The organism is Colwellia aquaemaris (assembly GCF_057548755.1).
The window spans coordinates 1,290,460-1,316,822 of the sequence record NZ_BAAJLV010000001.1 but is presented as its reverse complement, the minus strand read 5'-3'; the positions used below and the strand labels follow the sequence as shown (position 1 = coordinate 1,316,822).

General features: G+C 38.9%; 19 protein-coding genes. 10 read left to right on the top strand and 9 right to left on the bottom strand.

What is annotated here, in order from left to right; all coding sequences use genetic code 11:
* Positions 1–4: 4 nt before the first annotated feature.
* From AC27HL_RS05885 to AC27HL_RS05875, 3 genes are all read right to left on the bottom strand, one after another.
* Entirely contained in the window at positions 5–214 is a 210-nt protein-coding gene (locus AC27HL_RS05885; protein WP_487079702.1) for a TIGR02922 family protein, read from the bottom strand.
* 130 nt (positions 215–344) lie between these two features.
* Positions 345–2,381 carry a S9 family peptidase gene (locus AC27HL_RS05880; protein WP_487079700.1) on the bottom strand — a complete coding sequence of 679 codons (2,037 nt, stop codon included), beginning with the start codon at positions 2,379–2,381 and terminating at the stop codon, positions 345–347.
* Between the two features lie 410 nt (positions 2,382–2,791).
* Complete coding sequence (locus tag AC27HL_RS05875; RefSeq protein WP_487079698.1) at positions 2,792–4,318, bottom strand: fumarate hydratase; 1,527 nt, start codon at positions 4,316–4,318, stop codon at positions 2,792–2,794.
* Between the two features lie 140 nt (positions 4,319–4,458).
* On the opposite strand from AC27HL_RS05875, the gene pabB reads away from it, so the two are divergent.
* From pabB to AC27HL_RS05860, 3 genes are all read left to right on the top strand, one after another.
* The gene (gene pabB / locus AC27HL_RS05870) at positions 4,459–5,934 is read left to right on the top strand and encodes an aminodeoxychorismate synthase component I (RefSeq protein WP_487079697.1); all 1,476 of its coding nucleotides are present in this window, start codon (positions 4,459–4,461) and stop codon (positions 5,932–5,934) included.
* A gap of 54 nt (positions 5,935–5,988) precedes the next feature.
* Entirely contained in the window at positions 5,989–6,558 is a 570-nt protein-coding gene (locus AC27HL_RS05865) for a CoA pyrophosphatase (protein WP_487079695.1), read from the top strand.
* 140 nt (positions 6,559–6,698) lie between these two features.
* A complete protein-coding gene (locus AC27HL_RS05860; RefSeq protein WP_487079693.1) occupies positions 6,699–8,075 on the top strand; it encodes an L-serine ammonia-lyase in 1,377 nt (458 codons plus the stop codon).
* 83 nt (positions 8,076–8,158) lie between these two features.
* Here the strand turns inward: AC27HL_RS05860 and cysB are convergent, their stop codons facing one another.
* The gene (cysB, locus tag AC27HL_RS05855) at positions 8,159–9,133 is read right to left on the bottom strand and encodes an HTH-type transcriptional regulator CysB (RefSeq protein WP_487079692.1); all 975 of its coding nucleotides are present in this window, start codon (positions 9,131–9,133) and stop codon (positions 8,159–8,161) included.
* Positions 9,134–9,397: 264 nt separating this feature from the next.
* Here cysB and AC27HL_RS05850 point away from each other — a divergent pair, with 264 nt between their 5' ends.
* The 5 genes from AC27HL_RS05850 (at position 9,398) to AC27HL_RS05830 (ending at position 14,703) form a co-directional block, all read left to right on the top strand.
* Positions 9,398–10,159 carry a hypothetical protein gene (locus tag AC27HL_RS05850; RefSeq protein WP_487079690.1) on the top strand — a complete coding sequence of 254 codons (762 nt, stop codon included), beginning with the start codon at positions 9,398–9,400 and terminating at the stop codon, positions 10,157–10,159.
* 61 nt (positions 10,160–10,220) lie between these two features.
* Complete coding sequence (locus AC27HL_RS05845) at positions 10,221–10,601, top strand: ribosome recycling factor family protein (RefSeq protein WP_487079688.1); 381 nt, start codon at positions 10,221–10,223, stop codon at positions 10,599–10,601.
* Positions 10,602–11,014: 413 nt separating this feature from the next.
* Entirely contained in the window at positions 11,015–12,850 is a 1,836-nt protein-coding gene (locus AC27HL_RS05840) for a serine hydrolase domain-containing protein (RefSeq protein WP_487079686.1), read from the top strand.
* Positions 12,851–12,865: 15 nt separating this feature from the next.
* Entirely contained in the window at positions 12,866–13,966 is a 1,101-nt protein-coding gene (locus tag AC27HL_RS05835; RefSeq protein WP_487079685.1) for a sensor histidine kinase, read from the top strand.
* Entirely contained in the window at positions 13,963–14,703 is a 741-nt protein-coding gene (locus tag AC27HL_RS05830) for a LytR/AlgR family response regulator transcription factor (protein ID WP_487079683.1), read from the top strand. The genes AC27HL_RS05835 and AC27HL_RS05830 overlap by 4 nt, the downstream gene beginning before the upstream one ends.
* A gap of 233 nt (positions 14,704–14,936) precedes the next feature.
* Here AC27HL_RS05830 and topA read toward each other — a convergent pair whose 3' ends face one another.
* A complete protein-coding gene (gene topA / locus AC27HL_RS05825) occupies positions 14,937–17,639 on the bottom strand; it encodes a type I DNA topoisomerase (RefSeq protein WP_487079682.1) in 2,703 nt (900 codons plus the stop codon).
* Between the two features lie 401 nt (positions 17,640–18,040).
* Here topA and AC27HL_RS05820 point away from each other — a divergent pair, with 401 nt between their 5' ends.
* Complete coding sequence (locus AC27HL_RS05820) at positions 18,041–19,147, top strand: arginase family protein (RefSeq protein ID WP_487079681.1); 1,107 nt, start codon at positions 18,041–18,043, stop codon at positions 19,145–19,147.
* A gap of 99 nt (positions 19,148–19,246) precedes the next feature.
* On the opposite strand, the gene AC27HL_RS05815 is transcribed toward AC27HL_RS05820, so the two are convergent.
* The gene (locus AC27HL_RS05815; protein WP_487079680.1) at positions 19,247–21,718 is read right to left on the bottom strand and encodes a hypothetical protein; all 2,472 of its coding nucleotides are present in this window, start codon (positions 21,716–21,718) and stop codon (positions 19,247–19,249) included.
* 182 nt (positions 21,719–21,900) lie between these two features.
* Between AC27HL_RS05815 and AC27HL_RS05810 the strand changes: the two genes are divergently transcribed.
* Positions 21,901–23,241: a dicarboxylate/amino acid:cation symporter gene (locus AC27HL_RS05810; RefSeq protein ID WP_487079679.1), complete on the top strand. Its 1,341-nt coding sequence runs from the start codon at positions 21,901–21,903 to the stop codon at positions 23,239–23,241.
* Positions 23,242–23,328: 87 nt separating this feature from the next.
* On the opposite strand, the gene kdsA is transcribed toward AC27HL_RS05810, so the two are convergent.
* The 3 genes from kdsA to AC27HL_RS05795 form a co-directional block, all read right to left on the bottom strand.
* Entirely contained in the window at positions 23,329–24,171 is an 843-nt protein-coding gene (gene kdsA, locus AC27HL_RS05805; protein ID WP_487079677.1) for a 3-deoxy-8-phosphooctulonate synthase, read from the bottom strand.
* Between the two features lie 54 nt (positions 24,172–24,225).
* A complete protein-coding gene (locus tag AC27HL_RS05800) occupies positions 24,226–25,488 on the bottom strand; it encodes a DUF819 family protein (RefSeq protein ID WP_487079676.1) in 1,263 nt (420 codons plus the stop codon).
* 71 nt (positions 25,489–25,559) lie between these two features.
* Entirely contained in the window at positions 25,560–26,360 is an 801-nt protein-coding gene (locus AC27HL_RS05795; RefSeq protein WP_487079674.1) for a tetratricopeptide repeat protein, read from the bottom strand.
* Positions 26,361–26,363 lie beyond the last annotated feature (3 nt).

Genomic DNA, 26,363 nt, shown 5'->3' with positions numbered 1-26,363 from the left:
TTATTTAGGTACGGTCGCCAACTTTATTCAAAATAGTGACTTCACCATCACATACCGCAATGATAGATTTATCAACTTTAAAGCTTTCAGGAATAACAACACGACCACTTTTACTTTGAGAAAAAGTGTGCACTTCATGCTTTAATTCTAGTGATAAATCACTGTAATAAATAATAGTAACAAGGCGTTGCTCGACTGCTTTACTTTCATCCATGAATTAAATTTGCCTACATTAAGTTATTGTTTATTCTAAGTGTAGACCTAATTTTTCTTTTGCCAAAAAAATAAGAGGTAATTCAATAAATTGAATTACCTCTTGATGTTTTCACTTAAATTATAAGTAGTTATTTAAGGTATTTATTCATCCAATTAAACACTTCTTGATACCAAACCTTTAAGTTATCTGGGTTGCGGATATGGTGGTCTTCATCTGGAAACATCACTAATCGGCTCGGAATGTTTTGGCGCTGCAACGCAGTAAATGCCCCTAAACTTTGTGCATAAGGGACGCGATAATCAAGCTCACCTTGAATTACTAACATAGGCGTGCGCCATTCTTTTACGAAAGCTGCCGGGTTGTACTTGTTGTAATCTTCACTACCTTCCCAAACAGGGCCGCCCATATCATGCTCAGGAAACCAAAGCTCTTCAGTTGAACCATAAAAGCTCGGCATATCGTATAAGCCAGCGTGGTTAACAATACAGTTAAAACCATTGCTCCAATTACCTTGGATCCAGTTCATCATGTAGCCGCCGTAGGATGCGCCAAGTGCACAGGCATTGTCAGCATCCATCCAAGGCTCTTTCTTGGTAATATCAGCAAAACCTTTTTGTAAGTCTTCTAATGGTTTACCACCCCAGTCACGAGCGATAGAGTCAGTAAACTTCTGACCATAGCCAATTGAGCCATGAAAATCGATCATTACCACCGCATAACCTTGTGCTGCCCATAATTGTGCATTCCAACGGTAATGAAACATATTACCAAAGCTGCCTTGCGGGCCGCCGTGCACTAAAAAGGCGATTGGGTATTTGTTACCTGCTTGGTAGTTCGCAGGTTTTAGCCAATAACCGTATACGTCCTCGTTATTCCAACCTTTAAAACTAAACTGTTCAAAATCAGCTAAAGTAATATTGGCTAGCTTGTCTTTATTAACTTGCGTTAATTGCTTTAATTGATAGCCGTCACGGTCAATCGAAAAAATATCGGTTGGTGCATTTAAGGCATGACGAGTAAAAAACACTTTATCAGCAGTAACAGCAATTTTACCCGCTGTGCCATCACTATAAACGGTGCGAACATCGCCAAACTCTGGGTTTATTTCAAAAATGCTTTTTTGACCAATATCGTTAGCAGTCACATAAAGAGTACGGTTATCGTCAGCAAATATTAACTCACTGACTGAGCGATCCCACTGTTTTGCTACTGCACGCGTTTTACCAGTATGGCTATCTCGGATCATAACCGTATACTTGTCTGATTCATATCCAGGAACTGACATAGCTTTATAAGCTAAGTAACGGCCATTAGGTGAATAAACCGGTTTGGCATCCCACGCGGTATTTGCTGTGGTTAAATTATTCAGCTTCTTATCTGCTAAATTCACTTCGAAAATATCAAAGTTGGTATTCCAAGCTTGTTCTTTACTTGGCAACTTAGCCGAAAAACTTAAACGCGTACCATCTGGGTGAAAACTTACCTCACCTGCGCCGGCAATATCACCTTGCCATGATGGCATTAAATCTGTTGCTTGTGTGAAAGCACCATTGCTGTCTTTATCTGCAATAAACAAATGAGATTTATAGTTAGTGTTCCATGTATCCCAATGACGCACCATTAGCTGGTCGTAAGCTCTAACATTATGTTTTTTCTTGGCATCTGCCGCTTGTGCGTCAAGCGTACATTGCATAGTTTCACAGCCAGGCATTACCGTGATTTCAAGCGCAAAACGTTTACCGTCTTCCGACATTTTAAAGCCATTAATATCTAGCGGTAATGCTGATATTTGCTGTGCTTCACCGCCCGTTAATGGCAGTTGCCAAATTTGTGAACTACCGCTGCGCGACGATAAAAAGTAAATGCTTTTGCCATCTTTGGCATACATCACATTACTTTCACCATTTTTGTTGCTGGTTAACTGTTGCGCTTGTTTTGAATTGATGTTTTGCAAATAAAGGTGATTATCACTTGAGCGTATGCCCTTTTTTAAGCGATAAATAAAGCTATCACCTTGAGGGGATACAACAAAATCATGAATTTGATTAAATTCAGTTAATGCAGCTACATCTAATGTGTTTTGCTCGAAAGCCACTGTATTACTTGTTACACCAGCCAGTACCAAAGTTACTAATGCACTTAAATTAGTTATTTTTTTACTCATAACATCCTACTTTTGTTTTTCTTATCACTTCTTGCCTGCTTAACAGCATGACAGTGCCTATATCTTTTATATCGTCACTCTTTCCCATCGACAAGCTAGGACGCTTTAATGCCGTGGAGCCATGGATGAATATGAACGGCCATGTGATCGTGACATTGCCTACATGGATGTAGGTACTTAGCTTTTGTCTGGAACAGAAAAGCTGACCGTTCATCCTGAACATTGTCACTCTTTCACATCCATGTGATCGTGACATTGCCTACATGGATGTAGGTACTTAGCTTTTGTCTGGAACAGAAAAGCTGACCGTTCATCCTGAACATTGTCACTCTTTCACATCCATGTGATCGTGACATACCGTTCATCCTGAACATAAAAAAACGCCCTAAACGGGCGCTTTAAATTTAAGGTTATTCGCCTTTTAATTTGCTATCAATTTCTTCAATTTTGGCCTGCCAAATAGCAGGTCCGGTAACATGTGCTGACTCACCAGAGCTGTCAACCGCTACTGTTACTGGCATATCTTCTACTTCAAATTCATAGATAGCTTCCATACCTAAGTCTTCAAAGGCAACTACACGTGCTTTTTTAACCGCTTTCGACACTAGGTAGGCGGCACCGCCAACTGCCATTAAATAAACCGAATTGTGATTCTTAATTGATTCACATGTTGCCGCGCCACGTTCAGATTTACCAATTGACCCTAATAAACCTGTTTTTGCCAGCATCATTTCAGAAAACTTGTCCATACGTGTTGCCGTTGTCGGGCCTGCAGGGCCTACGGCTTCATCACCAATAGCATCAACCGGACCAACGTAATAGATAAACTTATCGGTGAAATCAACCGGTAGCTCTTCGCCAGCATCTATCATATCAGCAATGCGCTTATGCGCAGCATCACGACCTGTTAAGATAGTGCCACTTAACAGAATAGTCTCTCCAGTTTTCCATTCGCTTACATCTGCTTTAGATAATTCATCAACATTAACTCGACGAACATTTTCTCCAACTTCCCAAGTAATTTCAGGCCAGTCTTCTAATTTTGGCGGCGTTAAATCTGCAGGACCTGAGCCGTCAAGGTGAAAATGTACATGACGCGTTGCCGCACAATTTGGGATCATCACCACAGGTTTTGATGCTGCATGGGTAGGCACTGAGTTGATTTTAATATCAACTACCGTCGTTAAACCACCTAAGCCTTGAGCGCCAATGCCGAGTTTATTAACTCGGTCGTAAATTTCTAAACGTAATTCTTCTTCAGCATTTTCTGGGCCGCGGTCAAGCAATTCTTGAATATTAACCGGCTCCATCAAACTTTCTTTCGCTAGTACACCCGCTTTTTCCGCTGTGCCACCAATACCTATACCTAGCATGCCTGGCGGACACCAGCCAGCGCCCATTGTTGGCAAGGTTTTTACTACCCAATCAGCAATAGAGTCACTCGGGTTTAACATCGCCATTTTAGATTTATTCTCGCTACCACCGCCTTTAGCTGCAATCATCACTTCGATATGATCACCAGGAACCATATCAATGTGCACAACCGATGGCGTATTATCTTTAGTATTGATTCGTTTGCCCGCAGGATCGGCAACAATTGATGCACGTAATGGGTTATCAGGATTCATATAGGCACGACGAGTCCCCTCATCCACCATTTGTTGTACCGTCATGTCAGTGTTGTCCCACTGCACCGCCATACCGACTTTAACGAAACAGGTTACAATACCGGTATCTTGACAAATTGGTCGTTTACCGTGCGCTGACATACGTGAATTAATTAAAATTTGTGCAATAGCGTCTTTCGCCGCCTGACTTTCTTCTTTGTGATAAGCCTTTTCAAGCGCTTGAATAAAGTCTAACGGATGATAGTAAGAAATATATTGCAGGGCATCTGCAACACTTTCGATTAAATCTTGTTGTTTTATAATTGCCATAACGGTCTCTTTTATTTGAAGATCAGCGAGAGATATTCAATCTATAGTTGAAAGTTATAAATTTGCCGATATCATACCTTGCTTATTACATAGCTACCAGTATCAAATGGTCTAATATAATGACCTTAGATAACTAATTAATGCTTAATTCTACGGTCTTTCAACCATTTTTAGTTGATAGTCCTAGCGCAACATTGTGTGAGAATACCTTGCCAGCAAAATCAATTAAAACTCTATCAGCACAACGTCTACAACTTGATACAGCATTCGATAGCAAAACAATCTTTGCCACCATAGAGCAACAACCTTGGGCAATGTGGCTTGACTCCTGTGAAAGCGAACATGTCGATAGCCGTTATGATATTTTAGTATGGCAACCCAATATTACCCTAACAACCTACGGCAACATTACTACCGTAAACAATTGCGATAACGACAACCAATATCAGAGCCAAGCAGACCCACTGTCATTAATTAAAAAAGAACAAACGGCTTTATTTGCATCAGTTACACTTGCCAACCATGACTTACCTTTTAGCGGCGGCAGTGTTGGCTATTTCGCCTATGATTTAGGCAAGCGCTTTGAAGTCATAACCCAGCAAACCAATAAAGATATTAATGTTCCTGAAATGGCTGTGGGTATCTATCAGCAAGCGCTTGTTTTTGATAAGCACACAAAATCATTTTGGCTAGTGTGTGACGATGAAAAACGCAGAGAAATTACCGACTTTTTTGCCAGAACATTGTCGAACGTAATAACATCAGAAGATAAATTCCAACTAAGCTCTGCTTGGCAATCAAATATGAGCGCGGAGCAATACCAAGAAAAGTTTAATAAAGTACAAAACTACTTACTTTCAGGTGACTGTTACCAAATTAACTTAGCACAGCGTTTTAGCGCTAATTATACTGGTAACGAGTATCAAGCATATTGTGCATTACGTCATGAAAATAAAGCGCCTTTTTCTGCCTTTTTACGTTTTGAAAATAGCGCAATTTTAAGTATTTCGCCCGAACGATTTTTACAACTTACTGATAACAAGGTGCAAAGCAAACCAATTAAAGGAACTCGCCCTAGAAGTGGCGACCCAATAATTGATCAAGCAAATGCCGACGAACTGAAACATGCTAGTAAAGATAAAGCGGAAAACTTAATGATTGTTGACTTATTACGCAACGATATCAGCCGAGTTTGCAAAGCCGGCAGCGTAAAAGTGCCAGAAATTTTTGCCATCGAAAGTTTTCCCGCGGTACATCATTTAGTTAGCACAGTTGAAGGCGAAATACGCCCTGAGCATGATGGTAGTGATTTACTGCGCGCTGCATTTCCTGGCGGCTCAATTACTGGCGCACCAAAAATTCGTGCAATGGATATTATTGAAGAACTAGAGCCACATCAACGCAGTGTTTATTGCGGTTCTATTGGTTATCTTTCAGCTTGCGGAAAAATGGATACCAGCATTACCATCAGAACCTTAGTATGCCATGAACAAAAGGTTTATTGCTGGGCTGGCGGCGGCTTAGTGGCCGATTCTAATGTTGACAGTGAATACCAGGAAACATACGATAAAGTGAACAAGATTCTACCAATATTAACTCAATTAAATAAAAGTTAATCCTAGTTTACCTAGTATAGACAAGCAATTTAATTTAAGCGTTTAAGGGGCTACATGACTAAAAACGAATTTGCCCAACGCTTCCAACTACAAACATTACCCGCGTCTGCTCATAACTTTCGCTATCCTCACTCGCTTAAAAACGCCGCTGTATTGATCCCTATCGTTAGCAATCAGGGTCAGCTTGAAGTTTTGTTAACAAAGCGCGCAAACCATTTAAGACATCACCCAGGACAAATTAGCTTTCCAGGTGGTAAAGCTGAGCCAAGTGATCAAAACCTAATCGTCACTGCACTTAGAGAAACTGAAGAAGAAATAGGCTTAAAAGCTGAAAATATTCAGGTACTTGGCCAACTAAAGTCATACCAAACCATATCTGGTTATAACATTACCCCTATTGTTGCCTTCACGAAAGAAAACGCTAACTACCAATTGGATGATAATGAAGTGGCTGAAGTTTTTCATGTGCCTTTATCGCACTTTTTAAAGCGAGAGCACCACATCGAAATTCCCATGTACCATTTAGGTAAATGTCACTATGTCCGTTTCATGCCTTATCAAAATTATAATATTTGGGGCGCAACAGCCGCTATATTGCATGACCTAAGTATGCTATTAAATTAAACTGTGCTGCACGCACATAACCACTATAATTATACTATTTGCTACAATATTTTGTTTTGCATGCTGAAAGCTTTCAGCTACAATCACCGAACAATATTTTACTTTTAACTATATTTTACAATATATATTCAGGTTTATTTATGATTAGTGTATTTGATATGTTTTCAATAGGGATTGGTCCTTCCAGTTCTCATACCGTTGGCCCAATGAAAGCAGCAAAGCTTTTTGTTGAAAATCTTATAGCACAAGATAAATTAGCCAAAACTGATAGAGTTAAATGCGAATTATTTGGCTCGTTAGGTCAAACCGGCATTGGCCATGGTACGGGCAAAGCCGTAATCTTAGGCCTAACTGGGCAAAGCCCAGAAACGATTCCTGTTGATTCTATTGAGTCAACCTTGGCAGATGTGGTTGCCAGTGAAAAAATAAACTTAAACATGCAGCATTTGATCGACTTCCCTAAGTCTAATGCCATCATTTATCATCGCCGTAAAACTTTACCTGCTCATGCCAACGCCATGACTATATTTGCCTATAGTGGTGATGAGGTTATATTTGAAGAAACTTATTATTCAATTGGCGGTGGCTTTATTGTTAAAGATTGCGATTTTGAAAAAGAAAAAAACAAAGCCTTGTCAACTCATTCAAATATTAATCGCCCGCATCGCTTTTCCACTGCAGATGAATTACTGCAGCTTGCCAATGACAAGGGCTTAAGTATTAGCACCATCATGATGGACAATGAAAAGTGCTTGCAAGATGACAAGAGTATTCGCGCAGGGCTCATTGACATTTGGCATGCCATGAAAGCCAGCGTTGATCGCGGCATGGTTACAGAAGGTATTCTACCTGGTGGTCTAAAGGTTGTTCGTCGTGCGCCGGCACTACACCGAGCATTGAATGTAGAAAAAAATGTCGACCCACTTTCAGCAATGGATTGGGTAAATTTATTTGCCTTAGCGGTTAATGAAGAAAACGCAGCCGGTAGCCGCGTTGTTACGGCACCAACCAATGGCGCGGCAGGTATAATTCCTGCTGTATTATGCTATTACGATAAATTTATAAAACCTGTGACCGATGATGACTGCATTCGCTACCTATTAACCGCAGCCGCAATCGGTATTTTATATAAAACCAATGCAACCATTTCAGGTGCTGAAGGCGGTTGTCAGGCTGAAGTTGGCGTAGCCTGTTCAATGGCTGCTGGCGCACTAACTGAAATTATGGGCGGCTCGCCAGTACAAGTTGAAAATGCTGCTGAAATTGGCATGGAGCACAACTTAGGTTTAACTTGTGATCCGGTTGGCGGCTTAGTACAAGTGCCATGCATTGAACGTAACGCTATGGGCTCAGTAAAAGCCATTAACGCCTCTCGTTTAGCGCTTCGCGGTACAGGAAAACAAAAAGTTTCATTGGATAAAGTGATCAAAACCATGTGGGACACAGGTAATGATATGAAAACTAAATACAAAGAAACTTCTCGCGGTGGCTTAGCGGTTAATATTATCGAGTGTTAATTGCTTATAGTTAACCATTAATATTTCAAATACAAAAAAGCCGTATTAATACGGCTTTTTTTTATGAGCAAAATAAATTTCGCCTATCGTGTTGGCAATTTAATGTTGGCAAACATTTCATCAATTTCAGCATTATTCTTTAACAAAATGGCACGTGTTACGAGATCACGATTTAAGTGCGGCGCAAAACGTTCAATAAAGTCGAACATATAACCACGTAAGAATGTACCGCGTCTAAAACCAATTTTGGTAGTGCTTGGTGTAAATAAATGACTCGCATCAATGGTAACTAAATCGTCATCAATTTTAGGATCCATGGCCATACTGGCAATTACCCCGACACCAACGCCTAAACGCACATATGTTTTAATCACATCGGCATCAGTTGCGGTAAATGCAATTTTAGGCTCAACACCTATTTGGCTAAATGCAGCATCTAACTCTGAACGACCCGTAAAACCGAACACATATGTCACTAAAGAATATTTCGCAATATCTTCAATGGTTATATTGCTCTTATTCGCTAGTGGATGGTCTGGTTTAACAATAATACTTCTATTCCAATGATAACAAGGCAACATCACTAAGTCGTTATACAAATGCAAAGACTCAGTAGCAATAGCAAAATCTGCTTCCCCTTTACTGGAAGCGTCACTAATTTGTGCTGGCGTACCTTGGTACATATGCAAGGAAACTTTCGAATATTTCTTCATAAAGCCCTGAATCACGTCAGGTAGCGCATATCGAGCTTGCGTATGAGTGGTTGCAATACGCAATTTACCTTCGTCAGGTTGAGTATGTTCGCGTGCAACCGCTTTAATAGCCTCGACTTTTGAAAGAATTTCCGTGGCAATGTTGATCACTTCATTGCCAGCAGAGGTAACGTGAGTTAAATGCTTACCACTTCGACCAAAAATTTGAATACCTAACTCATCTTCAAGCATTCTAACCTGTTTACTAATGCCTGGTTGAGAGGTAAATAAACTTTCTGCGGTAGCGGAAACATTTAAATTATTGTTCAATACTTCGACGATATAACGGAGTTGCTGCAGCTTCATAATTGTAATTCGGAATTTTCTTATTCGAAAAATATATACTTAAATGAAAATTTATTCCATATTATTTTTATATTTTGTACAAATAATCTTCGCCTAGCCAAATTGCACTATAATTTAACAAGCAAATGCCTATTACATTAGCATTGCTAAATGTTATTTTGCTGTTAATACCTGAAAAGAAAATGCTTTCTCCTTTGCTTCACCGAACAATTTTTGTAGACTGCTACCTTAGCAATTTATATTTTTTAAAATAGAGAATTAAACATGTTCATTATCATCGCTTTAATTATCGCTTTAATTATCATTGTCGTGGTAGTCAACGCAATACAACAGCACAAAGAAAAACTAGAACAAGAAAAGCGTGCCAAAGTCGCTAAGCAAAAAGCAATTATTGACGAGACTGAAGAGTTAATCGTCAGCCTAGCTAATTTACCGAGCAACCCAACATTAATTGAGATACTAAACAATCGCAGTTTAAACGCCGCGATGGCGATGGCGAAGATCATGCCAGAAAACAAGACTATCACTAAACGCGTCCATGAAATGGATGCTAGAGTAAACGCCAGCAAAAGTAGCCCGGCAACAACGAGTGAGCAAAGTTTTAACTTACCTGACAATGAGCAACATTTAGTTGGAATCTTACAATGTATAAAGAAATTACGAGTGACGCTGAAGTCTGAGCAAACAAAAGGCAACTTAGATGCGCAAACATATAGTCAAGAAGATCATAAATTATCAGCAATTCAGCTTAAAATCAGTGTAGAAAGCTTGCAAAAGCGCGGTAATATGGCTCATCAAAAAGAAATGTTAGGCTCAGCTCGCCAATATTTTGAAAAAGCATTACAAACCATCTCAGAAAGCCCTGTTCAAACAGAATATTGTCAAACTAAACGCGTTGAAATTGAGTCAACATTGGAAGAAATTACGTCTTCGTTAAAAAATACCAATGCCAAAGATGCTGCGAAAAAAGCAAAAGCTGAAGAAGATGATTTAGACTTATTATTTCAACCTAAGAAAAAGTGGTAACGCAAATCTTAATTTAACAAAGGCCAGCCTTAAAGCTGGCTTTTGTTTTTAACGCTCGAACATGAAAACACCTAAAAACCAAATTCCTTACATTACCCTGCCCTCTTTTTTAAGAAGAGTATTAAAGGCCTATGCATTAAAAGCGATAATACGTGAACAAGGCTGTGAGCTAAACCGTATTGGTCGCTCAAGAAATTGGCAACTTAAGGCAACGTTTGAACAATTAGAAACGACAATTCACGCTATAGAAGCGAGTGATGAGCCTAGTTGGCAGTGGCTAGCAACACACCTATCGAAACAACGAAAAAATTTAGGCTTTGATATGTTAGTGAATATTGCCCAAAAGAAAGCGGGCATCACAGTAACAGAGTTAATGCAGCGCACTGACTGTACAATTGCAGAAGCACGACGTGTGATTGACGCCATTGAGTTTGGTGAATAATTAATAATAAAATGCACAACAAGAATGCGACACAACCTTAATGAACATTGGTCTGTTTAGGTTCAATGTCGATGGCTGATTTTTCTTTTTAGGTACTAACTTTTTCATGTTAAAGCACCTAATTACAACATTAAATTGTTTCCGCCCCAAATATAGAGATCTTCAAGCCTTAAAGTTCATATCATTCAGTTTACAGGAGCCGCTTAGAACAGCAGCTAAATACATCTACTCAAAATAATGTCATTAACTACCGTTTATCCACCTATTTTGCCACTTAGCACCTAATTACCTAAAGCGATATTTTTCATATTAAATTAGCACAAAAGGCTCACTTTAAAATAAAAAGGCAGTAACAGGTGCAACGTAAAACTAAACTAATATTAAAAAATTACTTCACGGCAATAACTTTACAGATGAGTATATTTTTTTGGTCGTTTTCAGTTGATGCTGAAAACGACCAAAAAGACTTGGATCAGTTACAACAAGAAATAATCAAGATTCAAAAATTAGCTAATATACCTGCTTTAGGTGTTGTACTTATTGATAACGGTGAAGCTGTTTGGATAACTAGCTTAGGTACAGCTAACTTAGCCGATAATACGGCAATAAACCAACATTCACTATTTCGTATAGGCTCAATTTCAAAAATGTTGATTGGGCTTGCTGTACTTAAATTAGTAGAAGAAGGAAGATTGAGTCTAGATGATAAAGTTCGAGACTTAGTACCTGACATTACTTTTGAAAATAAATGGCATGGTACGCACCCTGTTTTATTAGCACATTTATTAGAGCATACCTCTGGTTGGGGTGACCTGACTTTGGCTGAATTTGCACATAATGAAACCAAACCTATTGCCTTAAAAAAAGCTCTAATGCTCTTTCCAAACGCAAGAAAATCGCGCTGGCCGGCAGGGACAAGACATGCTTATAGCGGCGTGGGAACAGCGGTTGCAAGTTATATTGTCGAAAAAACAGCAGGTATGCCATTCGAAGATTACATTAGCAAAAATTTCTTTATACCACTTGGGATGGATAACAGTACATATTTTAAGCCAGATAGTAATAAAGTGATGACCACAACTTATATTTTAGATGAAGCACAAGATTACGAATCTTTAATTTATCGTCCTATTGGTGCTATTAATACTTCTCCCGCTGATATGGCTAATTTTTTAGGTTTCCTCCTACAACAAGGAGAGTTCTCAGGGAGTAAGTTAATAAGTAAAGCATCGTTTCAACGTATGAAAACGCCAAAAACTACCTTAGGCTCAGCTCTGGGAATAACGGCAGGTTACGGTATAACTAATTACAGCAGCGGTTATGGCACGTATAACACCGCTTTTCATGGCCATGATGGCGCTATAAATGGTGCCGCGGCAAGTCTAGCTTACGTGCCAAAGCTTAACAGCGGTTATGTTATAATGAGTTCAGGAAATGGTGCAGCGATGTATCAAATTGCTAAGCTAATTAGGGAGTATATCGTAAGGGACGTAAAACCTTATGATACTACATTAGAAGAGCTGCCAAATGCGTTCAAACATATAGCGGGCTATTATAAAAAAGTAAACCCACGTAATAATTTAGAAGATATTTTTAATGATTTGTTCAATTTTAGGGTCTTCTCTTTCGATAATAATAACCTCTATATCTCACCTATTTTAGGCGGTAAATCAAGCTCTGCATATTCGATAAATGAAATTTTATTAGCTAACCCAAATAATGGTTTATCATCAATTGCTCTTGTGAATGACCCTCTCCTCGGTCAAGCAATACAGGTAGATATGAATTTGTATGTAGCCGTGTCCCAAATGAGTGTTTGGAGTAAAATACTGCTAGTCATCACCGTACTTACTCTAACAACAGGTACCATACTATTTACCATGTTTTGGTTGCCGCTAAATTATTATCGGAAAACATTATCACAGCAGCAAATAACCTGCCGATTATGGCCTTGCTTTACAAGTATTAGCCTAGTTGCTTTTATATCATCTCTTGTACTGGCTGATGCGAATTTAGATGCGATTAGCAAAGTATCCGCTCTTTCATTAACCATTTTAACGTTAAGCCTTTGTTATCCCATAGTCACTATCACAAGTTTATTTCGCCTTTGGAAAATGAAAAGTAGTAAAGAAAAATCAATAGGCTATTGGTTAAGTTCTTCTATTTGCATAATACACTTGATAAATGTAATTTTACTAGCCAGTTACGGTATGATTGGCTTTCGTATTTGGCTCTTATATCACATATAAATAAAACTATTTCATATGAAAAACACCCTGTACTTTTTTCCAAAAAATAAAACTTTTTGGCTATATCATGGCTCTTTATTAGCGGTAATGACGCTAGTGCAACTAGTTTTATTTATGCTAGTCGAGCGGCACTTTCTGTTAAATATCATCATCCAAGTTTCTTGGCTGCCGCTTTATACTGGCTCGGTACTTATTTTTCGGCATTATTATCAACAGTGGTGTTGGCAACGTTTTAGTATGACCAAGCAAATTCCTTTGGTCTTGTTGGTATCACTAATATTAGCTTTAATGGTATCGCTCTTACTTTTAGCTGTTATATCTCCGTTTTTTTGGTCTGAACTTTTTAGCGCTGAAGTTTTAGCAAAAGAACATAGAACATTATTTGGTCGCTTGGCTGATTTTATTTTTGGTAACAGTGTAATAAGTTTATTATTCATTAGTACTTGGGCCTTTATGTATATTGCAGTTACCACAAACCGACAAGCAAAAGAATCCGAACTAAAAAACTTACGGTTAGAAAATAGCTTAAAAGAAGCCGAACTATCTAGTTTAACCAATCAGCTCAATCCACATTTTCTGTTTAATAGTTTGAACAATATTCGTTTTATGATTCACGAAAATGCCGCACATGCGGATAAGATGATCACCACATTTTCAGAAATATTACGATATTCCCTGACCTGTGGTAAAAAAGATAAAATCGCTATTGAAAATGAGTTAACGATTATAGAAAGTTATATCGATATTATGCGCTTACAATTAGGGGAAAGGTTAGATTTTCATCTCAATTTCTCTCCTTCTTGTCAACATAGTTTAATACCACCAATGACCTTACAGTTATTAGTAGAGAATGCTATTAAACATGGTATTGAAAATATTAAAACTAAAGCGCAATTAAGTATAAATATAACTAATAAAGATGAGTTATTAATAATTGAAGTCTGTAACCCTGTCGCTAATTCGCCCTCAATGCCAAGTCAAAGCACAGGCACAGGCTTGAAGAACATCAAGCAACGCTTGAATTTACTCTATGGTAAGCAAGCCCAATTATCAGTAACTCGAGTAGAAAATACATTCACGGTCACTCTTGCTCTACCTACGGAAACATCATCATGAAAGCAATTGTTGTTGAAGACTCACAACTTGCCAGAAACGGTTTAGTCAGGATGTTGAGCGAATATAAAGACGTAATAGTTGTCGGTTCAGCTGAAGATGTTAGTTCAGCATTGAAGCTAATTAAGCAATACCACCCTGACATTATTTTCTTAGATATACATATGCCAGAGCAAAATGGCTTTGAGCTACTTACTCAAATGACCTACCAAGCTAAAGTCATTTTCACCACTGCATACACAGAATATGCAATACAAGCTTTTGAGCATGATGCTATCGACTACTTACTTAAACCTATCAGTAAAGAGCGATTAACAAAAGCCATCACCAAAGTTTGTTATAAGGAGTCAGAAGAAGATAAAACAAAATTAAGTAATGAAGACGAACACAGCACCGAGCCACTATTAGCACTAAATAGTCGTATTTTTGTAAAAGATAATGATCAGTGCCATTTAATCGAAATTGTTAATATCGACTACATTGAAAGTTGTAAAAACTACGTACAAATCTTTTTTGAACGGAAAAAAGCCTTTGTAAAAAAAACACTAAACCACGTTGAATATCGACTACCTAAGCAATTATTTTTCCGTGTTAATAGGCAGTTTATAATTAACTTACAATCGGTAATAACAATCACTGAAACACTTAAAGACGGCTATGAACTCACTATGAAAGATGGCAAAAAAATAGAAGTATCTCGCCGTAATACTGTAAAATTAAAAACATTACTTAGTTTATAAAGCTCATATCAGGTGAACCTATTATAAAATAAGTTACCCTGTTTTTGAGTTATTATAATAACAAGCTCCTATAGAGCGTATTTTAATTAAATAGCTAGGATAATTCTCCACCATCTTAAATACTTCACTGATATTTCTTCTTATATTGCATCCACATAAACAATATAGCGGATATCTAAGGCATAAAAAAAGCGCTAATAATTTAGCGCTTTTTATTTTAGTTCGATATCAAGTTATGCGGTTTTTTTAGGCTTTGCTTTCGCCTTTGGTTTAGCCTTTGGTTTAGCCTTAGCTTTCGCAGGCTTTTTCTTAGCTAACTCTTCAACCCACTTGCCGTCAACATATTTAGCATTCCACCCCGTAGCCTTCGCTTTAGCATCACCATTGTCAATTTCAGTCATAACGTACTGTTCTTTGGTTTTTCGGCTATAACGAACAATCGCTAGATTGCCATCAGGATCTTTTGCAGGAGCATCAGCTAAATAATAAAACTTACTCGAAATTCGATCTCTAAAACGTTGTAGTTCTTCAACTTTCGGTGCACGTGTTTCGCGTGAACGAGGGAAAGTATTAGCGGCTAAGAAAATACCGGCAGCACCATCACGTAGCACAAAATGTGCGTCTGATTTTTCACAAGGAAGCTCAGGTAATTGCACTGGATCTTCTTTAGGTGGCGCAGCCTCGCCATTTGCTAATAATTTACGGGTATTTTTACATTCACTGTTCGTACAATCAAAGTATTTACCAAAACGACCTGACTTTAATTCCATTTCAGATTCACAGCGATCACATTCAAGTATTGGGCCGTCATAACCTTTAAGTTTGAATTCGCCTTTTTCTAATTCAAGGCCATCACAAACTGGATTATTACCACAAACATGTAGTTTACGAGTTTCATCAATTAAATAGCTATCCATCGCTGTACTACACTTACGACAACGATGCATAGCTCGAAGTGCTTCAGTTTCCTGATCTTCGGCTAATACACTAACCGCTTCTTCACCCGGCGTTAAATTCATGGTGGTTGTACAGCGCTCTTTTGGCGGTAAAGCATAACCGCTACAGCCTAAGAACACTCCGGTAGAGCCAGTTCTAATCCCCATTTTTCGACCACAAGTCGGGCAATCAATGTCGGTAATAATAGGTTCATTATTACGCATACCGCCTTCTTCAGAAGGTTTATCAGCAAGCGACAATTGCTCGGTAAAATTATGATAGAAGCCGTTTAAAACATCTTTCCAATTACTTTTACCGTCAGCAACTTCATCAAGCTCTTGCTCCATATTGGCGGTAAAATCATAGTTCATTAAGTTTTTAAAACTTTCTGACAAACTATCGGTAACAATTTCACCCATTTTTTCAGCATAGAAACGTTTTTTATCTAAACGCACATAACCACGATCTTGAATAGTGGAAATAATAGATGCATAAGTTGACGGGCGACCAATTGAACGCTTTTCCAGCTCTTTCACTAATGATGCTTCACCAAATCGTGCAGGCGGCTTAGTAAAGTGCTGCGAAGGGTTTAACCTTTCTAAATTTAATGTTTCACCTACGGCTAAATCTGGTAGATGCTTATCATCCCCTTTGGCAAGTTGTGGGTGCACACGCGTCCAACCATCGAACTGCATAACGCGGCCTTTTGCTTTCAAGTCAAAAGTTGATGCAGACACAGTAATGGTACTAACTGTGTACCGCGCAGCCGTCATTTGACAAGCAACAAATTGACGCCAAATAAGCTCGTACAGTTTTTTCGCATCAGCATCAACGTCATTTAAAAGCGCCGCTTCAAGTTTAACATTTGATGGACGGATTGCTTCATGCGCCTCTTGCGCATTGCCTTTGCTGCTATAAATTTTTGCTTTTTCTGGTAAATAATTATCACCAAAATTATCGCTTATATAACCACGACACGAATCAACAGCATCTTTACTTAGGTTTGTTGAATCAGTACGCATATAAGTTATATGCCCCGCTTCATATAAGCGCTGCGCTAAGCCCATAGTACGTTTTACGCCAAAACCTAATTTAGTACTTGCCGCTTGTTGTAAGGTAGAGGTAATAAATGGTGCTGATGGCGTGCTTTTTGATGGTTTATCTTCACGCTTACTCACAGCATATTCAGCTGACTTTAAAACAGCCAAAGCTTTATTGGTGTCTGCTTCATTAGTAGGCTTAAATGCTTTACCGCTTTCATGGGTAACGTCTAAGGTAAAATCTAGTCCCTTAGCCGTTTTGGTTTCGGCATTAACTTCCCAAAATTCTTTGGGATCAAACGCTTTGATTTCACGTTCTTTTTCTACCACAAGCTTAACAGCCACAGACTGAACACGCCCAGCAGAGAGGCCTCTAGCAACTTTTTTCCACAATAATGGGCTAACCATAAAGCCAACAACACGGTCTAAAAAGCGTCGTGCTTGTTGGGCATTTACACCCGGCATACTTAATTCACCCGGTGTAGCAAACGCTTGCTGAATGGCATTTTCCGTTATTTCATTAAAGACAACACGCTTAAACTTGTCGTCATCACCACCGATAATTTCTTTTAAATGCCATGCTATAGCTTCTCCCTCTCTATCCAAATCGGTTGCGAGATAGATAGTGTCAGCATTGCTGGCAAGTTTAGTTAATTCAGAAACAACTTTCTCTTTACCGGGTAAGACTTGGTAATTTGCTTGCCAGTCGTTATCAGGGTCAATCCCCATTCGGTTTATGAGTGCTTGTTTGTCACGCTTTTGCTTATATTTAGCTTTTGCAGCAGGTGTCATCTTTCTAACTTCGGCCGGAGACTTTGCTGCAACTTTTTTGCCAGTGCTACCATGCGGTAAATCACGAACATGCCCTACACTCGATTTTACAATAAAGTCTTTACCAAGGTACTTGTTAATTGTTTTCGCTTTGGCTGGCGATTCCACAATTACCAGAGATTTTGCCATATGATTCTATATTCCTACTAAGCTGACTATCGTCAGTTTCGTCTAAGCTTTTAACACCTATTTGCTAAATATTGCGCGAGCTAAATACCTAACAAAAATTGTAATTGTGAACCATGCTAAGACGTAAAATTAAGTTTGAGACTAAAATTACTATTAGATATATCTGTAATTTAGCAAGCTGACAAGCAATAATTTTTTATATATATGCCTTTTTACTACTTTTAGCTATAATGATACGAATTTTTCGGCGCCATCATAATCGACTTTTTATAAAAACTTAAGGGCTAAAGTTCAAAAAACTCTAGTTTCTCGCCGTAAGCAGTATTTTTTAATAACCCACTTCAGGTAGTTTGCGTTCATTTAAGTGAATTTCAATACCTTTTACTAGGAAGAGAATATACATGACAGCTTCATGGTCAGCATTTAAAAATAAAATCACTCAAAGTTTATGTCCGCCAGGAAACGGCGTTTTTACCGTTAATACAGCTAAAGAACGCAAAGAACAGCTACATAATGCTTTGTTTGGCCAATCAAACGACATAGAGTCATTATGGCAAAACAGCCTTGATACACTGCCAAATTCAGGCAAGGCTGTTATTTTGGGTATCGCCTCTGATTGTGGTGGCGGCATTTTACGTGGCGCAAATTGGGGGCCGCTTTTTGTTCGTTCAACTTTATTAGAACAGTACCCTAACTTAACAGCGTTTGATTTAGGTGACGTAAGAGTTATCCCACATTTATTGCATGATAAATACCTAAATGAAGCGACCCTAGCAAACTGCCGTAAAGCCTTATATCAAAACCCAGAAAGTGAATTGGCTGTTAGCCCATTAACCATTACTGAAGACGTATTACATGACTTTTATGCTGAATTTCCAGATAAAGGGGTTTTTGGTATAGGAGGCGACCATTCAATAAGTTACCCACTAACAAAAGCGTACTTACAAGCTAAAAAGAAACAAGGCAAACGTGCTGCCATTGTGCACTTTGATGCTCATACTGACTTGCTCGTTGAACGTTTAGGTATTGATTTATGTTTTGGTTCATGGTGCACGCATATTCTAGATGATTTAACTGACAACAAAGATCTAATTCAAGTAGGTATCCGCTCAAGTGGTAAACCAAAGTCACACTGGGAAAGCACTTTTGGAGTCAAACAACACTGGGCGCACGAAGTGAAAGAACAAGGCGTTGATGCGATTATCGATAAGATAATTGCACAACTTAAAGCTGATAATATTGATGAAGTTTACGTTAGTTTTGACATCGATGCATTAGATGAAACATACGCAGCGGCAACTGGCACGCCAGAGCCTGACGGTTTATCGCCTGCTGAAGCAATGAAAATATTACGTGCTGTAGCTGCTCAATGCCCTATTACCGGTGCTGATATGATGGAAATAGCACCTTTTACTGACAGCACTGGCTTAGGTACAGAAAGCCGTGATAGAACCTTAAAAGCAGGTGGAGAAATTTCAGCATTTTTAATTGCAGAGATAAATAAGTAACCTCTTTATTATTTCATTTAACTCCGTAAACTAACAATTTTCGCCAAATATAAAAAAAAGCCGCTCCAATGAGCGGCTTTTTACTGACTGTTATTTAAATTATTGAATAACAATGCTCACGCTACCTAGTTGAGATACTACTCCACTTGGTGACTCTGCCGTCAAGAATAGTGTACCGGAAACAGGCTCACTTTCCCCTTTTATGCCTACAGATAAGCTAACACCGCCATTGTGATTATCATTAGGCCAAGTAAAGCTGCTACCATTTACCACAGAACCAACAGTAGTTGACGCTGTTATAACTGTACCAGCAGCCATTGGTTGGTTATGTAAATCAGCAACATTAAAACTCACTGTCCCAGTACTTTCACCTGCAATGTATAATGTATTATCTGTCGAATCTAAGTTAGGGTTCGCAATTTCAGGCGTATTTACATCGTTATCATGATCAACAGTCGCAGCTACAGCGTCGAATGTCCCTGTGATAACACCACGACCGCCACTAGTCGACATAACAAGTACCAATGAGCCTCGAACGTTTATTGAGTTTTGTACGGTAGAACAGCCCACGTGTGCTGGAATTGAACACAAAACACCATTATAAAGGTTATCATCAAGGTCAAATACGCCATTGTTGTTGAAATCACCAGAGCCAGGTACCTCTAGTTCACCACCGGCTTCTCCACCTGCTTCTGACGGATTGAAAAGTCCATCTTCATTGTGATCAACAAATGCTTCTTTCAAATCATAAAGCTCGCCACTAACATTAGTTCCCAAAAACGCTGCCATTTCTGCGGCATCAAAACGACCATTACCATTGGTATCAGGGAACGATTCTTCCCCTATAGCTGTGGCTAAAATTGTAGCTCGGCCACCAAACTTCTGTCCCATTGTATTAATAGCTTCAGGTTGGTGATTCAAATTATTAATATCACCTAATACATGACCTTCCGGTCGAGGTTGTTGACTGCGCCATAAAACAGAACATACGCCATTAGTAGTAGTGCATGAAGGCTCTATCGAGCCCCCCTCTGTTGTAAAAGTTACCGCAGTCCCATCTGGCACAGGGTTATTAAAAGCATCAGCCATACGTGCAGTTATTGTGACTTCTGTACCAGAAATATTCCAAGCTTCTGGATTTAATGTCGATGCTGATAAAGTAAAACTATCCTGATCTGGAATACCGGTAGACACGACTAATAGACTTGATTGTGAAGACGTAACAGGTGAACTATCCGTAATAGTTGCTTGCACTCGCACACTTGTTGCAACGGTACCAGAATTAATAACCGTTTGAACTAAACCATTATTATCTGTTGTTGCACTTGTCGGGATTAAATTAATACCGCCCACATCTGTATTAAGAGAAAAATTAACCTCCTGGTTGTTCACAGGATTTGAATTGGTATCTAGTACACGAAATACAACGATTGAACTTTCAGAGCCACCTAAGCCACCAGTGCCTAGAATAGAAATATTTTCAGGGGACGCAGAGACGAACTCAATACTACCTACATCAGCCGGTAAAACATTAACCTTACCACTAGCCGATAAATTAATACCGCCTGCATTGGCCGTTACATTAATAGGATCATCGCCAACACAGCCTTTAGCCAAATATGTGCTAGTGGCAATACCATTTGACGTAGTAATAGGGCTACTTAATGTTGCTGTTGGGGTAGATAAACTTGTACAGCCTGAAGAAAAGTTAACTTCAACAGCCTCAGTAAACAAGTTACCTTGATCATCCAGTATTCGTACTGAAACAACTGTTGTACCACCAGCAGATATCTGCGCTAAGCTAATGTCTGCGTTACCTTCTACAAACGGTTCGCCACTGCCCATTACAACCGTAGATGAACCAACAACAAGTAAGACATTTCCTGACTCACCACTATTTATGCTCGCTGTAATTTCACCAGCACCTAATGAAGCGCCAGCAAAGACATCGACTTTAGCTTGGTTATTACTATCAGTAATTGCTGTAGCAATAGGAATATCACCAACCGTAGATGAGAATGTAACAATTACAGGAATATTAATTCCATCAACGCTCGCAATGACCTTACCTGGACGAGATGCAGTAATAGTATCAGTTGGATTACCATCACTATCAACAAGTGCCACGCTAATATTAACATCCCCAACAGTACCAATGTCATCACCTTGAGTAGAAAACCCTAAAGGTACCGTTGATGATTCACCAGAAGATATCGATGCTGATATTTCACCTGCACCACGCACGCTGCCTGCAGTTAAGGTAATAGTTGCTACACCACTAGCATCAGTTAATGCAGAACCTGATGCTGGAGAAAAAGCGGCTAAGGTAGTAGTAAACGTAACGGCCCGATTCGCTATAGCAGTAGTGCCTTGCATTACCGTGGCGGTTACGGTTACTGGCGCAGCACCAGTAACTGTAGTATCAGAAATTGCTAATGAAATGGTAATAGCCTCAGGAGTGGTGCCTCCACCGCCATCACTTGGGTCTTCATCAAACCCACCACTACTACCCCCACAACCAACTAAGGTTGCAAACAGTAAAATTAAACTAAAGCGTTGAAGTAGCGCCATAAAAAGCATCTCCCTGGTAATTTTTATCATCAACATCTCTCATCTTAACCGAATTTTTCTAAAAAGGTCAGTGATTAGCAAAAAAAACATAATTTCATTGTACTTAGCAATGTTAGTTAATCATTTGATTTCTTATTCTAGCAACAACATAATACCTTACCGCTTCTTAAAACTAGAATAATATGACTGAAAAAAAGCAAGCAAGCTTAACCACCAGAATTGTTATCGGCATGGTTGCCGGTATTGTTATTGGTTTTCTTTTACAAAAGCTCATGCCAAATGGTAGTGATTTTGTTATTCCTCTCTATCTTTTCGATATCTCTATTCGAGCATTATTTGTCGATGGTTTATTTGAAGTGATAGGTAAAATTTTTATTGCAAGCTTACAAATGCTCGTTGTACCTTTAGTTTTTGTTTCGTTGATTTGCGGAACTTGCTCACTAAAAGACACCTCAAAACTTGGTCGAATTGGCGGAAAAGCCATTGGTTTATATTTAACCACAACGGCTATTGCAATAAGCCTAGCTATGTTTGTTGCCTTACTGGTAGAGCCTGGTACCGGTGTTGATAAAGCAACCGATACAACATTTATTGCCAAAGATTCACCACCACTTGCTCAAGTGTTCATTGACATGTTTCCTACAAATCCTTTCAATGCCTTTGCGCAAGGTAACATGCTTCAAGTAATTATTTTTGCATTGCTATTTGGTATGGCAATTGCCTTATCAGGTAAGCCAGGCGAGCGTGTTGCAAGCATATTTCAAGATATGAATGAAGTTGTAATGCGTCTGGTAACCATTTTGATGAACCTAGCGCCATATGGTGTATTCTGTTTACTTGCCGGTTTATTTACTGACTTACCATTAGACAAATTAAAAAACCTTGCTTGGTATTTCTTATGCGTATTTTTTGTGCTCATTGCACACGCATTAATTACCTATCCGGTTATTTTAAAACTACTAACTAGATTAAGCCCGTTTATTTTCTTAAAGAAAATGCGTGACGCCGCGTTATTTGCGTTCTCTACGTCAAGCAGTAACGCAACAATTCCAATTACATTAGAAACAGCAACCAAGAAGCTAGGTGTTAATAATTCAATATCTTCTTTTACAGTACCGTTAGGCGCAACAATTAACATGGACGGTACCGCTATTATGCAAGGTGTGGCAACGGTATTTATCGCTCAAGTTTACAATATAGACTTAACTTTGGCTGACTACTTAATGGTAATATTAACCGCTACGCTTGCATCTATTGGTACAGCTGGTGTTCCTGGTGTCGGTTTAATTATGCTTGCAATGGTACTTAATCAAGTGGGCTTGCCAGTTGAAGGGATAGGCTTAATTATCGGAGTAGACCGTTTACTCGATATGACACGAACAGCCGTTAATGTTACTGGTGACAGCATGGTAACCTTAGTTGTAGGAAAGTCTGAAAAACAGTTTGATGAAACCATATTCAATGATGAAGATGCGGGTAAAAATATCGAAAATATTGACTTTCATCATTTAGATAAGAGTTAATCACTCTCATTGACACTAAAAATAGCAATTCTCCATAATAAAAAAGAGCGCTATTAGCGCTCTTTTTAATGAAAGCATTTAAAGAATTTATCCCGTGACTAACGGTTCAAAACCTTTCACTAAATCATCAAGTGCTTTCATTTGTCTTAAATACGGCTCAAGTTTATCTAATGGTAACGCACAAGGACCATCACATTTCGCAGCAAGTGGATCTGGATGTGACTCAATAAACAATCCCGCAATACCAATTGCCATGCCACTACGCGCTAATTGCGCTGCTTGTGCACGTCGACCATCAGCAGAGTCTTCTCGCCCGCCAGGGCGCTGTAATGCATGCGTGGCATCAAACATAACTGGTGCATAGTTTTTCATTTCATCCATTGCTAGCATATCTACAATTAAATTATTGTACCCAAAGCAGCTACCACGCTCACAAAGAATAATATTTTCATTACCCGCTTCACCAAACTTATTAATAATATGGCGCATTTCATGTGCTGCTAGAAATTGTGGCTTTTTAACATTAATAATAGCGCCCGTTTTTGCCATAGCGACCACTAAGTCAGTTTGACGGGCAAGAAAAGCTGGCAACTGAATAATATCAGCAACTTCCGCTACGGGGGCTGCCTGATGGGGTTCATGTACATCAGTAATAACAGGTACATTAAAAGTTGACTTTATTTCTTGGAAAATCTTCAAGCCTTCATCCATGCCTGGACCACGATATGAACTAACAGACGAGCGATTTGCTTTATCAAACGATGCTTTAAATACGTAAGGGATATTTAGTTTTTGAGTTACTTGCACGTAATGTTCGGCAATTTTCATTGCTAAATCACGAGACTCAAGCACGTTCATACCACCAAACAAGACAAATGGTTTATCATTTGCAATTTCAATGTCAGCTAGTGAAATTAGTTGCTTTGCCATAATGTTTTCCAAATTTTTTGGGGGCTAAAATATTAGCCCCAATTAATAGTGAGCTTAGCTGCCAACAATACGTAGTAATTGACCACATAACCATGCCATATAAGTACCTAAAGCATAACCAAGTACGGCTAAAAGCACGCCAACTGGCGCTAGTGATGGGTGGAATGCAGAAGCAATAACCGGCGCCGATGCGGCACCACCAATATTGGCCTTACTACCAACCGCTAAGTAAAATACTGGTGCTTTTATAAACTTACCTACAGCAAATAATAAAACAACATGTACAGCCATCCAAATTAGACCGATGACCATATATTTAGGCGCTTCAACAATTTGTGTAATATCCATATGTAAGCCTATCGTGGCAACTAGCACATATAAAAAGCTACTTCCAACTTTTGAGGCACCTACAGACTCAAGTTTTCTTGCTTTAGTAAAAGATAGCGTCAGACCGATTGTGGTGACTAAAACAATGATCCAGAATAATTTGCTGTGTAAGCTAAATTTCTTTAACTCAGGGAAGTTACTTTGGAAAAATGGCACTAAATAATCTGCAGCTAGATGTGCAAAGCCTGCGGCACCAAGGCCAACTGCCAAAATGAGCATATAGTCTTTTAATTCTGGGTTCTTCGCATTCGCTTTAGTATGGGCTTCAACCTTTTCCACCAAACGGTCAATACTAGCAGTATCTGCGCCGTTTTTAGCATCAATGCGTTTATGATTAGCGGCCATATACAGTAGACCTGCCATCCAAATATTAGCAACAACAATGTCAACGGTAACCATAATAGTGAAGATTTTACCGTCAGCACCGTAAATTTCTTTCATAGCTAGCATATTTGCACCGCCGCCAATCCAGCTACCTGCAAGTGCTGCCATGCCACGCCATACCGCATCAGGGCCAGATACGCCAATAAGCTCAGGCCATACTGCAGAGACAATTAATAATGCTAATGGACCACCGATAATGACACCAACTGTCCCAGTTAAAAACATAATAACCGCTTTACTGCCTAGACCAATGATTGCTTTAATGTCGATACTTAAGGTTAATAGTACTAAACAAGCTGGCAATAAATAATATTTTGCCACTTCATCAACCTGACTGACATCAGCGCTAACAATACCAAAGGTATTTAATAAAGAAGGTAGCAAATAACACATTAATAACGCTGGAACATATTTATAAAATGAACGACAAGCTGCATTACTACTGTTTGAAGTATAAAAAACAAAACCGAGAATGAGCGCTAAAATACCTAGTACCGTAGCATCGTTAGTGATTAATGGCGCAGACGCCACAACTGTATCTTGCATTATTTATCCTTATTATTTTTTCTTAATACATTAGCGGTTATAACTTTCTCAGACACCAATGCTAAGTTTTATTAGTGCAATATCGTATCGGAAATTGAAATTTTATCTAGCTGTAGTTTTAATAATTGCGCTGCGGGATCTTTCGGGCATTGCTCAACAAAGTACTGATAGTCGTCATAAGCCACTTTAAAACAATCTAATTGATGTAATAAATAACCACGGTCACGACGTTCAAATGGGTCATTTGGGTTTAACGCCAACAGCATATCAACACACTTTAGCGCATTGTCGTATGCTTGCTCTCGAATAAAAGCCGCTTTTAAACTAGCGATATACTCAAGCACTAAGCTTTCTTGCTTCATAATATCCATTTGAATTTCAAACGGGTCTCCAGAAATTTCACTCATTCGCGCATCTAACTCGTGCCAATTAAGTGACTCTCCAGTAACAGGATCAAAAATTATCGCATAACTATCATCGCAAATAATTCGGATCATGGCTTTTTCTGGAACGAAAACAATATCCGCTTTGCAATCACATGCGTTAGCAATATGAGCAACTAATACTGCCTTTAAAGTAGGTGAAATTAATTTATGGCTTAATGCAGTCGATAATTGATGCGAAATAACGGGCCAAATCGGGTGTTGCTTATCAATAAAAAGTTGGTCAACAAATAAGGCGTTAATCAGCACTTCGGCTCGTTCAATTGGCGATTTAACTTCACTGGTTTGTTTTTGACACCAGCTAACCAATGACGCGAGTTCTTCATTATCATGCTCATTTGTACCAAAAACAAACTCTTCTAATAGTAAAAAAGTTTGTAGTGGTTCATTTTGTTCAGATTTAATCTCTGACAACAACAAGTCGTTCATGAA

Coding starts and splice junctions, on each gene's coding strand:
- topA (WP_487079682.1), bottom strand. CDS start 17,639: ATGGCAAAATCTCTGGTAATTGTGGAATCGCCAGCCAAAGCGAAAACA.
- AC27HL_RS05820 (WP_487079681.1), top strand. CDS start 18,041: ATGACAGCTTCATGGTCAGCATTTAAAAATAAAATCACTCAAAGTTTA.
- AC27HL_RS05860 (WP_487079693.1), top strand. CDS start 6,699: ATGATTAGTGTATTTGATATGTTTTCAATAGGGATTGGTCCTTCCAGT.
- AC27HL_RS05815 (WP_487079680.1), bottom strand. CDS start 21,718: ATGGCGCTACTTCAACGCTTTAGTTTAATTTTACTGTTTGCAACCTTA.
- pabB (WP_487079697.1), top strand. CDS start 4,459: ATGCTTAATTCTACGGTCTTTCAACCATTTTTAGTTGATAGTCCTAGC.
- AC27HL_RS05795 (WP_487079674.1), bottom strand. CDS start 26,360: ATGAACGACTTGTTGTTGTCAGAGATTAAATCTGAACAAAATGAACCA.
- cysB (WP_487079692.1), bottom strand. CDS start 9,133: ATGAAGCTGCAGCAACTCCGTTATATCGTCGAAGTATTGAACAATAAT.
- AC27HL_RS05885 (WP_487079702.1), bottom strand. CDS start 214: ATGGATGAAAGTAAAGCAGTCGAGCAACGCCTTGTTACTATTATTTAT.
- AC27HL_RS05800 (WP_487079676.1), bottom strand. CDS start 25,488: ATGCAAGATACAGTTGTGGCGTCTGCGCCATTAATCACTAACGATGCT.
- AC27HL_RS05830 (WP_487079683.1), top strand. CDS start 13,963: ATGAAAGCAATTGTTGTTGAAGACTCACAACTTGCCAGAAACGGTTTA.
- AC27HL_RS05845 (WP_487079688.1), top strand. CDS start 10,221: ATGAAAACACCTAAAAACCAAATTCCTTACATTACCCTGCCCTCTTTT.
- AC27HL_RS05840 (WP_487079686.1), top strand. CDS start 11,015: ATGAGTATATTTTTTTGGTCGTTTTCAGTTGATGCTGAAAACGACCAA.
- AC27HL_RS05875 (WP_487079698.1), bottom strand. CDS start 4,318: ATGGCAATTATAAAACAACAAGATTTAATCGAAAGTGTTGCAGATGCC.
- AC27HL_RS05880 (WP_487079700.1), bottom strand. CDS start 2,381: ATGAGTAAAAAAATAACTAATTTAAGTGCATTAGTAACTTTGGTACTG.
- AC27HL_RS05835 (WP_487079685.1), top strand. CDS start 12,866: ATGAAAAACACCCTGTACTTTTTTCCAAAAAATAAAACTTTTTGGCTA.
- AC27HL_RS05810 (WP_487079679.1), top strand. CDS start 21,901: ATGACTGAAAAAAAGCAAGCAAGCTTAACCACCAGAATTGTTATCGGC.
- kdsA (WP_487079677.1), bottom strand. CDS start 24,171: ATGGCAAAGCAACTAATTTCACTAGCTGACATTGAAATTGCAAATGAT.
- AC27HL_RS05865 (WP_487079695.1), top strand. CDS start 5,989: ATGACTAAAAACGAATTTGCCCAACGCTTCCAACTACAAACATTACCC.
- AC27HL_RS05850 (WP_487079690.1), top strand. CDS start 9,398: ATGTTCATTATCATCGCTTTAATTATCGCTTTAATTATCATTGTCGTG.